16 protein-coding genes are annotated in these 12,603 nt (G+C 44.0%); 2 read left to right on the top strand and 14 right to left on the bottom strand.

Annotation, left to right across the window (positions count from 1 at the left end; genetic code table 11):
• On the top strand, positions 1–385 hold a 385-nt coding region (locus tag ACLOR3_RS00055), incomplete at its 5' end, for a peptidylprolyl isomerase (RefSeq protein ID WP_412036866.1).
• A gap of 33 nt (positions 386–418) precedes the next feature.
• Here the strand turns inward: ACLOR3_RS00055 and ACLOR3_RS00060 are convergent.
• From ACLOR3_RS00060 to tmk, 8 genes are all read right to left on the bottom strand, one after another.
• Positions 419–1,960 carry an ABC-F family ATP-binding cassette domain-containing protein gene (locus tag ACLOR3_RS00060; protein WP_411399951.1) on the bottom strand — a complete coding sequence of 514 codons (1,542 nt, stop codon included), beginning with the start codon at positions 1,958–1,960 and terminating at the stop codon, positions 419–421.
• An 84-nt stretch (positions 1,961–2,044) separates the two neighbouring features.
• Positions 2,045–2,398 (bottom strand): arsenate reductase family protein, encoded by a 354-nt coding sequence (locus tag ACLOR3_RS00065; RefSeq protein WP_411399952.1) that lies wholly within the window; start codon positions 2,396–2,398, stop codon positions 2,045–2,047.
• A 9-nt stretch (positions 2,399–2,407) separates the two neighbouring features.
• Complete coding sequence (locus tag ACLOR3_RS00070) at positions 2,408–2,896, bottom strand: methylated-DNA--[protein]-cysteine S-methyltransferase (RefSeq protein ID WP_411399953.1); 489 nt, start codon at positions 2,894–2,896, stop codon at positions 2,408–2,410.
• Positions 2,889–3,461, bottom strand: a complete 573-nt coding sequence (locus ACLOR3_RS00075; protein WP_154857614.1) for a GNAT family N-acetyltransferase — start codon at positions 3,459–3,461, stop codon at positions 2,889–2,891. The genes ACLOR3_RS00070 and ACLOR3_RS00075 overlap by 8 nt, the downstream gene beginning before the upstream one ends.
• The gene (rsmI, locus tag ACLOR3_RS00080; RefSeq protein ID WP_411399954.1) at positions 3,451–4,335 is read right to left on the bottom strand and encodes a 16S rRNA (cytidine(1402)-2'-O)-methyltransferase; all 885 of its coding nucleotides are present in this window, start codon (positions 4,333–4,335) and stop codon (positions 3,451–3,453) included. Before rsmI ends, ACLOR3_RS00075 begins: the two co-directional genes overlap by 11 nt.
• A 2-nt stretch (positions 4,336–4,337) precedes the next feature.
• Positions 4,338–4,658 (bottom strand): DNA replication initiation control protein YabA, encoded by a 321-nt coding sequence (gene yabA, locus ACLOR3_RS00085; RefSeq protein WP_023024026.1) that lies wholly within the window; start codon positions 4,656–4,658, stop codon positions 4,338–4,340.
• Between the two features lie 4 nt (positions 4,659–4,662).
• The gene (locus tag ACLOR3_RS00090; protein ID WP_411399955.1) at positions 4,663–5,562 is read right to left on the bottom strand and encodes a DNA polymerase III subunit delta'; all 900 of its coding nucleotides are present in this window, start codon (positions 5,560–5,562) and stop codon (positions 4,663–4,665) included.
• Positions 5,559–6,197: a dTMP kinase gene (gene tmk / locus ACLOR3_RS00095; RefSeq protein ID WP_411399956.1), complete on the bottom strand. Its 639-nt coding sequence runs from the start codon at positions 6,195–6,197 to the stop codon at positions 5,559–5,561. The genes ACLOR3_RS00090 and tmk overlap by 4 nt, the downstream gene beginning before the upstream one ends.
• A gap of 172 nt (positions 6,198–6,369) precedes the next feature.
• On the opposite strand from tmk, the gene ACLOR3_RS00100 reads away from it, so the two are divergent.
• Entirely contained in the window at positions 6,370–7,257 is an 888-nt protein-coding gene (locus ACLOR3_RS00100; RefSeq protein WP_048689693.1) for a YitT family protein, read from the top strand.
• Between the two features lie 38 nt (positions 7,258–7,295).
• Here the strand turns inward: ACLOR3_RS00100 and ACLOR3_RS00105 are convergent, their stop codons facing one another.
• From ACLOR3_RS00105 to ACLOR3_RS00130, 6 genes are all read right to left on the bottom strand, one after another.
• The gene (locus tag ACLOR3_RS00105; RefSeq protein WP_048789562.1) at positions 7,296–7,952 is read right to left on the bottom strand and encodes a CBS and ACT domain-containing protein; all 657 of its coding nucleotides are present in this window, start codon (positions 7,950–7,952) and stop codon (positions 7,296–7,298) included.
• A gap of 166 nt (positions 7,953–8,118) precedes the next feature.
• Positions 8,119–8,829, bottom strand: coding sequence for an ABC transporter ATP-binding protein (locus ACLOR3_RS00110; protein WP_003005434.1), 711 nt, complete (start codon positions 8,827–8,829; stop codon positions 8,119–8,121).
• Positions 8,829–9,593: an ABC transporter ATP-binding protein gene (locus ACLOR3_RS00115; RefSeq protein WP_048689704.1), complete on the bottom strand. Its 765-nt coding sequence runs from the start codon at positions 9,591–9,593 to the stop codon at positions 8,829–8,831. The genes ACLOR3_RS00110 and ACLOR3_RS00115 overlap by 1 nt, the downstream gene beginning before the upstream one ends.
• Positions 9,593–10,540, bottom strand: a complete 948-nt coding sequence (locus ACLOR3_RS00120) for a branched-chain amino acid ABC transporter permease (RefSeq protein WP_411399957.1) — start codon at positions 10,538–10,540, stop codon at positions 9,593–9,595. The genes ACLOR3_RS00115 and ACLOR3_RS00120 overlap by 1 nt, the downstream gene beginning before the upstream one ends.
• A gap of 3 nt (positions 10,541–10,543) precedes the next feature.
• Positions 10,544–11,413, bottom strand: a complete 870-nt coding sequence (locus ACLOR3_RS00125) for a branched-chain amino acid ABC transporter permease (protein WP_009731472.1) — start codon at positions 11,411–11,413, stop codon at positions 10,544–10,546.
• A gap of 81 nt (positions 11,414–11,494) precedes the next feature.
• Positions 11,495–12,603, bottom strand: a 1,109-nt coding sequence (locus tag ACLOR3_RS00130; protein ID WP_412036867.1) for an ABC transporter substrate-binding protein, incomplete at its 5' end; no start/stop codon positions are given.

The following is a 12,603-nucleotide window of genomic DNA, read 5'->3' on the forward strand; positions in this document are numbered from 1 at the left end:
GAAAGGAAAAGATACCTCTAAAGATTCAGGAGCAGGCTTTGAAAATGAATACTCCCCTTACCTCTACAATCTTCGTGGTGCTCTAGCCATGGCCAATTCCGGTCCAAATACAAATGGTAGCCAATTCTATATTAACCAAAATAAAGAAGACTGGTCCAGCAAGCTTCCAACTGAGCGCTTCCCTGCTAAAATCATCGAAGCCTATAAGAATGGTGGAAACCCTACCCTTGATGGTGGAAACTACACTGTCTTTGGACAAGTCATCGACGGCATGGATGTAGTCGACAAAATCGCCGAAGTTGAAACGGACGACAAAGACAAACCAAAAGAAGATGTCAAAATTGAAAAAATGGAAATCGTAAAAGATTACGATTTCAAGAAATAAGCAAAAGAGAACCAAATGGTTCTCTTTTTGTATTTACGTCAATTCATTAAAGTCCCAGATTTGGTCCATCCAGCCTTCATAGAAATCTGGCTCATGGCAAACCATGAGGATCGATCCCTTGTATTCTTTCAGGGCCCGTTTCAATTCATCTTTGGCATCCACATCCAAGTGGTTAGTTGGTTCGTCCAAGACCAAGACATTGTTTTCACGGTTCATCAAGAGACAGAAACGCACCTTGGCTTGCTCTCCACCCGATAGTACCTGAATTTGGCTCTCGATATGCTTGGTGGTCAAACCACACCGAGCAAGGGCTGCACGGACTTCTGCTTGGTTGAGAGCCGGAAAGGCATTCCAGACTGCTTCTAGCGGTGTCTGACGATTGCCCCCTTCGACCTCTTGTTCAAAGTAGCCAAGTTCTAGGTAATCTCCCCGCTCTACTTCTCCAGCAATTGGTGGGATGATTCCTAAAAGACTCTTCAAAAGAGTGGTTTTCCCGATCCCATTAGCTCCGATAATGGCTACCTTCTGATTGCGCTCGAAGGTCAGGTTCAAAGGCTTGGTCAAGGGACGATCATAGCCAATTTGGAGATCCTTGGCCTGGAAGATAAAGCGTCCAGGTGTGCGGGCATTTTTAAATTCAAAGGAAGGTTTTGGTTTCTCACTTTGCAACTCAATGAGTTCCATCTTATCCAGCTTCTTCTGACGAGACATGGCCATATTTCGCGTTGCCACACGTGCCTTATTACGGGCCACGAAATCTTTGAGGTCAGCAATCTCTTTTTGTTGGCGCTCATAAGCCGCTTCCAATTGCGATTTCTTCATTTCGTAGACTTCGAGGAATTGGTAGTAATCTCCGGAATAGCGGGTCAACTGTTGATTTTCCACATGGTAGACGATGTTGATTACATCATTCAAGAAAGGAATATCGTGGGAAATAAGGACAAAGGCATTTTCATAATTCTGCAAGTAGCGTTTGAGCCAATCGATGTGCTCCGCATCCAAGTAGTTGGTCGGCTCATCTAGTAGCAAGATATCAGGTTTTTCTAGCAAGAGCTTGGCCAAGAGGACCTTGGTCCGCTGCCCACCTGAAAGGGCCGTCACATCCGTCTCCATGCCAAAGTCCATGACCCCAAGAGCCCGGGCTACCTCATCAATCTTGGCATCCAAGGTATAGAAATCCCGACTCTCTAACCGATCCTGGAGCTCTCCGACTTCTTCCATAAGGGCATCAACATCAGCTTCCTCTTCAGCCATTTCCATATAGAGGTCATTGATACGAGCCTCTGCTTTAAAGAGCTCGTCGAAAGCTGTCCGTAAAACATTACGCACCGTTTGCCCTTCTTTTAGGACAGCATGCTGGTCCAGATAACCAGCGGTCACATACTTAGACCATTCGACCTTTCCTTCATCGGGTAACATCTTCCCCGTCACGATGCTCATGAAGGTGGATTTCCCTTCACCATTGGCCCCTACCAAACCGATATGCTCTCCCTTTAACAAGCGGAAGGACACATCCTCAAAAATAGCCCGGTCTCCAAAGCCGTGGCTTAAATTTTTCACCTCTAAAATACTCATAATTGACTCTCTTTCATTGATTTCACTCGTATGATTATATCATCTTCAAGACAGAATTAAAAGGGAGTCCAACTCCCTTTTCTCTTACAGACCTAAGTCCACATATGGTTTCCGGTAGCCCACTTGAACAACTTTTCCGTCTTTCACTAAGAGAGGGCGTTTGATCAGCATGCCATCGCTAGCTAAAAGGTCTGCTGCTTCTTCTATCGAAAGCTGGTCCACCTTGTCTTTCAAGCCCAATTCCCGATACTTCATCCCACTGGTGTTAAAGAATGATTTGATTGGTAGGGAAGACTCCTTGATCCAAGTTTGTAGTTGCTCACTGGTCGGTGTGTCTACCACGATATCTTGGCTATCAAACTCACAGCCTAAGCTCGCTAATTCCGATTTCGCCTTGCGGCAAGTCGAACATTTTGGGTATTCAATAAATGATAACATGTTTTCTCCTTATTCATTCCAAGTTATGGCCTCATGATACAACAGCCAACGTTTTCGATCTAGACCAGCCGCATAGCCTGTCAACTTTTTCTCCGTCCCCAACACTCGGTGACACGGGATGAGGAGGAGCAAGGGATTCCGTCCTACTGCTTGACCAACTGCTTGGGCCGATCTGCAAGACAGGGCTCGGGCAATCTCTCCATAAGTTCGACTTTCCCCATAAGGGATCTGAGCTAGGTAGGTCCAGACTCTTTGTTGAAAGGCTGTCCCTTTAGGAGATAGAGGAAAGGGCATGGAAGGATTTTCCCCTAAAAAGTATTGATCCAGCCATTCAAAGACAGCTTCATGAAGAGGCTGACAAGCTTCCTTGATATGATCAAGCCCTTGTTCACAATTTGCTTGGTCACAAAACCAGATCCCAACTAGGCTTTCCTCATCCACCACAACAGATAGAGGCCCCAAGGGACTCTGATAGAGTTGCCGATAGAACCTAGTCATTTTGAGACTGTTCTGCACGGTAGTCCCAACGATCATCTTCGCTAATCACTTGGAAGAGGCTGGTTTCTGCCTTTCGTTTGATCTTCTGATAAGCGAGACGAACCCCATCAATTGGTACCTTCCCACAGTAATGGAAGCCTAACTTCTCTAAAAGGTGTTGCATAACCTTGTTGTCAGGATGGGTATCACAGCGGAAATCTGGGCCTTTCTCTCCTTCGATTAAACCTTGAAGGAAGGTTTGGGCTACTCCTCGACCAGCAGCTTCTTTGGCAACAGCGACTCGGTGGAAACTGATATAGAGATAGTTATCATGTTCCCATTTTCCTTCATAAATGTCATTATAAGCGGCTTCATTTCCCTTGTAGAGAGCGGCATAGGCTACGACTTCTTGATTCTCTACAGCCACATAACCACGGCTTTCTAGGATATCCTCAAAAATGATTTCTTGATCCGGATAACCATCCTGCCATTGGTCTACTCCAGCTGCAGCTAAGCTGTCCTTGCCATCTTGGATAATTTCCATAATCCGATTGATTTCATTGGGATAGGCCATTCTAATTTCCATCAGACTCTCCTTTTTCTTCCTCTTGGTGGTAACGGGCATAAAGTTCACTCTTTTGAAGCCCAAATTGTTTGGCAACCTGTTTAATTGCCTGGTTCTTTTTCATACCAGATTGGACCAGGAGATCAATCTCTTGGATCAGATCCACTTCTCCTAGATCTGGCTCCTGCTCACTGGCCCCCTCCACGATCAGGAGACACTCTCCCTTAAGAGGATTATCCTCTAGATAGTCCACTAACTCTGTGATGGTCCCTCGCGTGTACTCTTCATAAATCTTGGTCAGTTCTCGGACCAGGACAACCGGACGGTCTCCATAGACTGCCAGCATATTTTCAAGGGTCGCTCGCACCCGGTGCGGGGACTCATAAAAGATCTGAGTCTCAGGATAGGCTAGCTTTTCCTGGAAAAAGGCCTTTTGCTGCCCTTCCTTGCGTGGAAGAAAGCCATAAAAGATATGGGGCTGGGGCGCCAAGCCACTGGCAATTAGGCCGGTAATGCCGGCGCTCGGGCCAGGAACTGCCACAACAGTGATTTCTCGCTCAATCGCTGCCTTGACCAGGTCGTGACCTGGATCCGAAATACTAGGCAGTCCTGCATCCGAAACCTGGGCCAGGTCCTTTCCAGACTCTAAATGAGCTAGCAAATCAGGGATTTTCTCCATAGCATTGTGCTCGTGAAAGCTGGTTTGTGGTGTCGCAATCTCAAAATGCTTGAGCAAGAGTCCTGTATTGCGTGTATCTTCCGCCGCTATCAGATCCACCTCTTTTAGAGTTTGGATCATGCGGTAGCTCATGTCATCCCGATTGCCAATTGGGGTTGGCACTAAAAAGAGAGTCCCTGTCGCTTTATCCCCTTTAAAACTTCGTTGAATCTGCATGTTTACTCCCTAAATAACAATTCATCACAAAAAATACATTCTTCATCATTTTCACGACGTTGACCATAGGAGTCTGTACAAACATGAAATCCATCATTGTAAATTCTTTGTAAATTTTCACGACCATTGCGATGGAATTTAGGGGAGCTGGTTTTCTCCACTTCTCCTAAGCGCTCTCTCAATTTATCATTTTCAAGACGCAGAGCAGTATTTTCCTCGACAATGAGTTTGAGATTTTTCTTAATGGCTTCAACCTCTGCTAATGTAACCAGCAATTCCTGGGAGAAGCCATCCAAAGCATCAAATAATTCTTTTTTATTCATCTCTTTACCTTCTATTTTTCAACTGTAGGACCATATAATCGAGAGCATTTTGAAAACTCACATTCCGTTCCCACATCTGTTTGGCCAAGACCAATTTTTCTAGATAGTCTCTTCCTAAGGACTGACCGATGGAGCGTGCAAAGAGCAATTCCAACAAGCGAAAGGCTTGGGCCTGCTTTTCTTTATCATCCGTCTCTTGAACCAAGCGAGAGACCAGTAAGTAGATATGCGGATCTGTTTTTAGACAAGCTGCAACGAAACGCTCACACTCCCTCGCCAGATCGAAAAAGGATGGATTCTGAGCGAGAATTTGAGCCTCTTGGAAACCTTGACTAAAGTTGGCTAACAGATCTGCTTGTTGAAGCAAGAGACCTTCCTGAAGGAGATACTCTTTTAGGAAATCTTGGTTTTTTGGAAAATGGACCTGCTGCGCCCGACTTTTTATGGTCGGGAGAACCAGCTGCTCATCTGCTGTCAGCAGAAAAATATGAACTTCACTCTGAGGTTCTTCAATCACCTTGAGGAGGGAATTGGCCGCATTGACATGCATCCGGTCTGCATCGCAGATGATAAAGACTTGCTTGGATCCTTCGTAGCCTGACTGAGAAAAATGCTGGATCAAATCCCGGATCCGATCCGTTTTGATGATTTGATTGACCGGTCGGACAACCGTTACATCTGAGAATTCATCCTCTTCAATCAAGCGACAAGCCCGACAAGTCCCACAGGGCCAAACACCCTTCTTGTCCGTACAAAAGAGACTTTGGGACAAGAGCTGGGCCATCTCAAAACTGCCAAAATCTCCTGTAAAGAGATAGGCGTGGCTCAAGCGGTCTTGTTCTAAAATAGCTTGGAAGCGATCGACTAACTGAGGTTGAAGTTTTTGCACTTGTTCGAACTTCATTCACTGATCTCCAAGACTTCTTTCAATAATAGCCAAGTATCCTCGACCACCTGATCAAAAGGTTGACTGGCATCAATTTTCACCACACGTTGCGGTTCTTTTTCGAGGATGGCCAGATAGCCTTGACGGACTTTCTGATGGAGACTGAGTCCTTCTAGATCCAAGCGATTGACTTCACGGCTAGCACTCTTAGCAATTCGCGCCAACCCTTCTTCTACATCAATGTCAAAATAGAAGGTCCGATTGGGTTTCAGACCATCAGTCGCAAATTGGTTCAACCATTCAATATCTGCTACTGCTAATCCACGGCCAAAGCCTTGGTATGCTACCGAACTGTCGATAAAACGATCCATGATAACTAGCTTTCCTGCTTCCAAAGCTGGAAGGACACGTTCTGCCAAGTGTTGGCGGCGACTGGCGATATAAAGAAGCAATTCTGTCTTGGGATCCATTTCCGTATGGGATGGATCTAGGATAACTTCTCGTATTTTTTCTGCGATTTCGACGCCCCCTGGCTCCCGTGTGGTAATATAGGCAATCCCCGCCTTTTCCAAGCGTGGTAGCAAGGCTTCTAAAACGGAGGATTTACCTGCACCTTCTGGGCCTTCAATTGAAATTAATGTTCCCTGTTTCATTCTCTTATCTTAACTTTCTATACTCATTTCTCTAGCATGCATCACTTCTTTTTATTTTACCAAAAATAGGGGTAAAAATCCTGTCCGAATTCGTGAAAATTGATGAAAATTATTTCCTATTTTTCATTTTTTTTGGTAAAATGTATGGTGAAAAATGAATAGGAGAACGAGCATGTTTAAGGCAAAAAATATTCTGGCCATTATTTTGGGGGCTGGCATTTTTTCTTTTGGAATCTTCTTTTTAGTCATTCCATTTCACTTTTATGAGGGAGGAGCTACAGGGATTACACTGATCACCTACTACCTCTTTAAAATTCCCGTTTCGGTCATGAACTTGGCCATCAATATTCCCCTCTTTTTCCTAGCCTGGAAATTACTAGGGCTCCGATCCCTCTATCTCAGTTTGATTGGAACTTTTTCGGTCTCTATTTGGATGGCCATCTTCGAGCTGATCCCTGGAAGTCATCATCTTCAAACTGCAGTCTTTACGGCTCTTGACGGAGATATCCTTCTGGCCTGTATCGGATCAGGGGTTATCCTTGGAACTGGACTGGGGATTATCTTCAACGCTGGAGGAACAACAGGTGGAACCGATATTGTCGCACGTATCTTTAACAAGTACACGACGCTTTCCATGGGACGCCTCATGTTGATTGTGGATGCCATCGTCTTGACAACTGTTTTGATCGTCTTCAAGGACTTCCGAATTGCAGCCTACACCCTCCTCTTTATCCTGATTGACACCGTCGTCATTGATATCGTCGGTGAAGGAGGTTTTGCAGGAAAAGGATTCCTCGTGGTTACATCTAAACCGGATGAAATTGCCAAACAAATCACGACTGATTTGGGCCGAGGAGTCACCTTCGTAAACGGCATGGGCTATTATAGCCAACAAGAAATGAAGATTGTCTACTGCGTGGTCTCACGGAATGAAATGAAACAAATGAAAGATATCATCAATAAGATCGATCCATTCGCCTTCATCACCATTACAGAAGCCCACGAAATCCTGGGAGAAGGATTTACCTTGGATACCAACAAGCAACCCATTGCTCGCTAAAACAAAGAGCCTGAGAATATCTCAGGCTCTTTCTTTATTTAAAAGGCTTTTGCAGATGTGCGACTAATTTCATCCACACGAATACCATTTTCTTCAAATTTCTTCTTGATAACTTCCGTATCGGTAATGCCATCAATCTGAACTTCGATAACGACATGATCATCTTTGGTTGGGATATTGACTGTATTGGCGATATTGTATCCTTCTTCTACAATCAAATGAATGATTTGTTCTAGAACACCAACCTTATCTTCTGTCACAAAGCGAACACGAACTCCTTCTTCTCCATAACCGGATACTTCGAGGAAGGCACGGAAAATATCACGGTCTGTGATGACACCGGATACTTGGTCATTGTCTACAACCGGAAGAATTCCCACCTTGTTCTTATACATGAGATAGGTCGCATCTTCGAGGCTGGCAAATTTAGAGACAGTAATGACATCACGAAGCATGACATCTTTGACCTTGGTCTTGTTCAACAGATAGTTCATCTCAAAAATAGACAAGCTTGTTGCTTTAGATGGACTTGCTTCTGCAATCGTGCCCTCTGTCACCAAGCCGACCAATTTGTCATTTTCAATGACTGGCAAGCGGTGCAAGCCTTGTTCCCGCATCAAATCTGCCGCATGAGCAATTGTTGTATCTGGACTAATATACACTACTTTACGGGTCATAAAATCTTTAACAGCCATAATCATTCTCCTATGCTTTTCTTAGTTTTATTATACTTGATTTTTAGAATGATTTCAAACGCTTTCAGCAGTTTTCTCTTGTTTTCAAAATTTAGAAAAATCAAACAAGAGAGATGAAAAAAGAAAGGCCTTTAGGACCTTTCCTTTCAAACAAACTTTAAAAATCTTATCCACCAAGGTAGGCCTTGCGGACTTCTTCTGAGGCTAAGAGTTCTTTTCCTGTTCCGGTAAGAACGACTTTCCCTGTTTCGAGAACATAACCGCGGTCTGCGATGGCAAGGGCCTTGTTGGCATTTTGTTCAATCAAGAGAACAGTTGTTCCTTGTTTTTGGATATCTTGGATGATATCAAAGATTTCTTGGATAAAGATTGGGGCCAATCCCATAGAAGGTTCATCCAGGAGCAAAAGTTTTGGCGTCGACATGAGGGCACGACCCATTGCAAGCATTTGTTGCTCCCCACCAGATAGGGTGGCTGCATCTTGGTTCTTCCGTTCTTCCAAACGTGGGAAACGGGAGAAGACCTTCTTCAAGTTAGCTTGGTTTTCTTCTCGGTCTTTCTTCAAGAAAGCTCCCATTTCCAAGTTTTCCATAACGGTCAAGCCTGGAAAGACGTGACGGCCTTCTGGAACTTGGGAGAGTCCTGCTGCTACAATCTTTTGAGCCGGAACCTTTTGAATCTCCTGACCCAAAAACTCAATTTTCCCAGCACTTGGACGCACCAAACCTGAAATGGTACGAAGAATAGATGTTTTCCCAGCACCGTTAGCACCGATAAGAGAAACAACTTCCCCTTCATTTACCTCGAAACTGACATCACGGACAGCCTGGATCATGCCATAGTGTACAGAAAGATTTTCAACTTTTAACATAGACATTAGGCTTCACCTCCAAGATATGCTTCGATTACACGTTTGTTATTCTTGATTTCATCTGGCGTACCATGGGCAATCAAGCGGCCATATTCCAATACATAAATCCGTTCTGTTACTTCCATAACCAAGCTCATATCATGCTCGATCAACATAATCGTAATATTAAATTCTTTTTGAATGCGACGGATCAATTGGGTCAATTCTGCTGTTTCTTGAGGGTTCATCCCTGCAGCAGGTTCATCCAAGAAGAGGATTTTTGGCTCTGTCGCAAGGGCACGAACGATCTCCAAGTGACGTTGTTGTCCGTAAGCCAAGTTTTTAGCCAAGGTATCTGCTTCTTTTTCCAAACCGAAAATGGCTAACAATTCAAGGGCTTTTGCTTTCAAAGCTTCTTCATTCTTGTAATAGCTTGGCAAGCGGAAAAGACTCGCAAAGACATGTGGTTTGTGGTGATTGGCAAAGGCAATCAAGACATTATCCAAAACGCTCAAGTCTTTAAAGAGACGAATATTTTGGAAAGTCCGTCCCAGACCACCTGCAGCGATTTTATAAGGTGCTTTACCATTTAATAGGTGACCATCTAAAGTAATGGTCCCTTCACTTGGTTCATATACCCCTGTTAAGAGGTTGAAGAGGGTTGTTTTTCCGGCACCGTTGGGCCCAATCAACCCAACCAATTCCCCTTCATTGAGTTCCATGGTCACATCCCCAACGGCTGTCAAACCACCAAAGTTTTTTGTTAAATTTTTTACTTCAAGAAGTGCCATTAGTTAGCCTCCTTTTTTGAGAGTAGTTTTTTCAAGCTAAATTCCCATGTTCCAAGAAGACCACCTGGACGGAAGATCATCACGAGAATCAAAGCCAAGGAATAAATGATCATACGAACGCTTGAGAAGTCTTGAAGCACCATATTCAAGATCCCCAAGACGATGGCTGCCACAACCGTTCCTGACATTGATCCCAAACCACCAAACACGACAATGATCAAGACATTAATGGTATTAGTAAAGGAATAATCTTTCGGAACGACAGATCCAATGAAACCTGCTTGGAGAGATCCTGCAATCGCTGCTGTGATCGCACCGAAAACAAAGGCGATAACTTTGACTTTGGTCGTATTAATCCCAACAGATTCTGCTGCAATTTCATCTTCACGAACAGAAAGGGTGGAACGCCCAATTGGACTGCGTAAGAAGTTGATGGTAAAGATGGTTGTAATCACGACAAAAAGGTAAACCAATTGCCAGGTTGTAAAGGCTGGCAAACCAAGGATCCCAGCAGCACCATTGGTCAGAGTCCCACCATTGACGATCAAGATCCGGATGATTTCAGAAACCCCCAGTGTCGCAATTGCGAGGTAGTCCCCTTTCAAACGAAGGGTTGGAACCCCAACAATCAAGGCCACAGCACCTGCGATCAAAGCACCTAAAACCATCGCACCAAAGAACGCTCCATAGGTTGGTGATTTGGAGCCGAGAATGGCTGCAGAGTAGGCACCAATCGCCATAAATCCAGCATGTCCGAGTGAGAATTGACCTGAAAAACCAACGATGAGGTTCAAACCAACAGCAAGGATGATATTAATCCCAATTTGTTCCAAAATTTGGATATAGAAGAGGTTGAGTACACCCGCTGCAACTAAGACTTGGATCAAGACAAAACCTGCGACCAAAAGACCAAGCCAGACTAAATTCACTTTTAAATTTTGTTTCATGGCTTACACCTTCTCTTTCACATTTTTACCTAGGATACCTGCTGGACGGATGAGCAAGATCACAATCAAGATGGCATACACAATAGCATCACGGAAGTCTGAAAGGCCAATCGCTGTGGCGAAGGTTTCCAACAAACCGATGACAAAGCCACCTAGGGCCGCACCTGGAATGATTCCGATTCCACCAAGAACGGCTGCGACAAAGGCTTTGATCCCTGGTGTCATCCCCATCAAAGGCTCGATCGAGTTGTAATACAAACCGATCAAAACCCCACCAGCACCCGCTAAGGCTGATCCCAAAGCAAAGGTAAAGCTGATGGTCCGGTTTACGTTAATCCCCATCAATTGAGCGGCATCGCTGTCGACAGAAACGGCACGCATGGCTTTCCCCATCTTTGTCTTTTGGATAATAAATTGAAGAGCGACCATCAAGAAAATAGACACTCCTAAGATCATCAACTGAATGTTGGAAATCGAAATAGGACCAAAGTTGTAACGAACAGTTTCAATGACTTGCGGGAAGGAACGGGTATTGGCCCCTACAAAGAAGACCATCCCATATTCAAGCAAGAAGGAAACCCCGATGGCTGTGATCAAGGCTGCAATCCGAGTCGAATGACGAAGCGGACGATAAGCCAGATATTCAATCACAACCCCTAAAATAGCTGTCCCGACCATAGCTAGAAGCAAGGCTACAAAGAAGTTAACTTTCAATGAGTTCAATAAGAAATACCCCATAAAGGCACCTACCATGTAGATATCCCCATGGGCAAAGTTGATCAATTTGATAATTCCATACACCATAGTATAACCAAGGGCCAAGAGTGCATAGACACTTCCCAAGATTAGACCGTTCACTAATTGCTGGAGCATTTGAACCATCCTTTCTAATAATAAAGAGCGAGGCCAGGAATTTTCATTCTCCCAGCCTCTTGTACAAACAACAAATGATAATTAAGGTTTAACCGACTCAACTGACTCAACTTTACCATCTTTTAAGCCAATCATAAGTGCAGATTTAACCGGATTATGGTCTTTGTCAATAGACATTGTACCAGTAACACCTTCCAAGTCTTTCAACTTCGCAAGGTTGTCTTTCAATTCGACAGAGTTCTTAGCACCTTTAGATGCTTCTGCAACCATGTAAACTGAATCATATGCCAAAGCTGCAAACATTGAAGGTTCTTCGTTGTATTTTGCTTTATAAGCTTCTACGAATTTCTTGGCTTTATCAGTCATTTCACCTTCAGTAGAGAATCCAGCTACGTAGTAGATGTCTGTAGCTGCAGCAGGTGTTGCTTGTTCAATGAATTTAGCATCGCTAAATCCATCACCACCAATGATTGGTTGTTTGATTCCCATACCACGTGCTTGGTTTACGATTTTACCAGTTTCAGTGTAGTACCCTGGAAGGACAATCGCATCGAAGTCTTTGTCTTTGATTTTTGTAAGAGCAGCTTGGAAGTCTGTATCCTTAGATTGGAAAGTTTCTGTTGCTACGATTTCACCTTTATAAGATTTCTTAAAGGCTTCAGCAATCCCTTTAGCATAGTCAGATGAATTATCGTAGTAAAGAACAACTTTCTTCGCTTTCAAGTTATCCGTTGTATATTTAGCAATGATTTGTCCTTGGAAGCTATCGATGAAGGTTGCACGGAAAAGGTAATCTTGACCTTTTGTCAAATTATCTTGTGTTGCTGATGGTGTGACCAATGGAACACCTGCTTTACCAGCATTGGCAACCGCTGCTGCAGTGGCACCTGAAGTTGCAGGTCCTACAAGAGCATTTACTTTTGATTGAGTGACAAGGTTTGTAGTGACTGTAGCTGCTTCAGCTGTTTCAGATTTGTTATCTTTATCTGTGACAACGATCTTCTTACCGTCAGCTCCACCATTAGCATTGATTTCATCAACGGCCAACTGAGCACCTTTTTGTTCAGCACTACCATATGCTGCTACTTCGCCAGTTTTTTCAAAGTTAAAACCGATTTTTAGTTCTTTTCCGATTTCGTTACCAGTTGTGTTTGAACCTGAAGTTGAAACTTCACCACAGGCTGCAAGAA

It is taken from the genome of Streptococcus intestinihominis (assembly GCF_046824975.1).
Classification (GTDB): domain Bacteria; phylum Bacillota; class Bacilli; order Lactobacillales; family Streptococcaceae; genus Streptococcus.

Coding starts and splice junctions, on each gene's coding strand:
- ACLOR3_RS00060 (WP_411399951.1), bottom strand. CDS start 1,960: ATGAGTATTTTAGAGGTGAAAAATTTAAGCCACGGCTTTGGAGACCGG.
- ACLOR3_RS00065 (WP_411399952.1), bottom strand. CDS start 2,398: ATGTTATCATTTATTGAATACCCAAAATGTTCGACTTGCCGCAAGGCG.
- ACLOR3_RS00070 (WP_411399953.1), bottom strand. CDS start 2,896: ATGACTAGGTTCTATCGGCAACTCTATCAGAGTCCCTTGGGGCCTCTA.
- ACLOR3_RS00075 (WP_154857614.1), bottom strand. CDS start 3,461: ATGGAAATTAGAATGGCCTATCCCAATGAAATCAATCGGATTATGGAA.
- rsmI (WP_411399954.1), bottom strand. CDS start 4,335: ATGCAGATTCAACGAAGTTTTAAAGGGGATAAAGCGACAGGGACTCTC.
- yabA (WP_023024026.1), bottom strand. CDS start 4,658: ATGAATAAAAAAGAATTATTTGATGCTTTGGATGGCTTCTCCCAGGAA.
- ACLOR3_RS00090 (WP_411399955.1), bottom strand. CDS start 5,562: ATGAAGTTCGAACAAGTGCAAAAACTTCAACCTCAGTTAGTCGATCGC.
- tmk (WP_411399956.1), bottom strand. CDS start 6,197: ATGAAACAGGGAACATTAATTTCAATTGAAGGCCCAGAAGGTGCAGGT.
- ACLOR3_RS00100 (WP_048689693.1), top strand. CDS start 6,370: ATGTTTAAGGCAAAAAATATTCTGGCCATTATTTTGGGGGCTGGCATT.
- ACLOR3_RS00105 (WP_048789562.1), bottom strand. CDS start 7,952: ATGGCTGTTAAAGATTTTATGACCCGTAAAGTAGTGTATATTAGTCCA.
- ACLOR3_RS00110 (WP_003005434.1), bottom strand. CDS start 8,829: ATGTCTATGTTAAAAGTTGAAAATCTTTCTGTACACTATGGCATGATC.
- ACLOR3_RS00115 (WP_048689704.1), bottom strand. CDS start 9,593: ATGGCACTTCTTGAAGTAAAAAATTTAACAAAAAACTTTGGTGGTTTG.
- ACLOR3_RS00120 (WP_411399957.1), bottom strand. CDS start 10,540: ATGAAACAAAATTTAAAAGTGAATTTAGTCTGGCTTGGTCTTTTGGTC.
- ACLOR3_RS00125 (WP_009731472.1), bottom strand. CDS start 11,413: ATGCTCCAGCAATTAGTGAACGGTCTAATCTTGGGAAGTGTCTATGCA.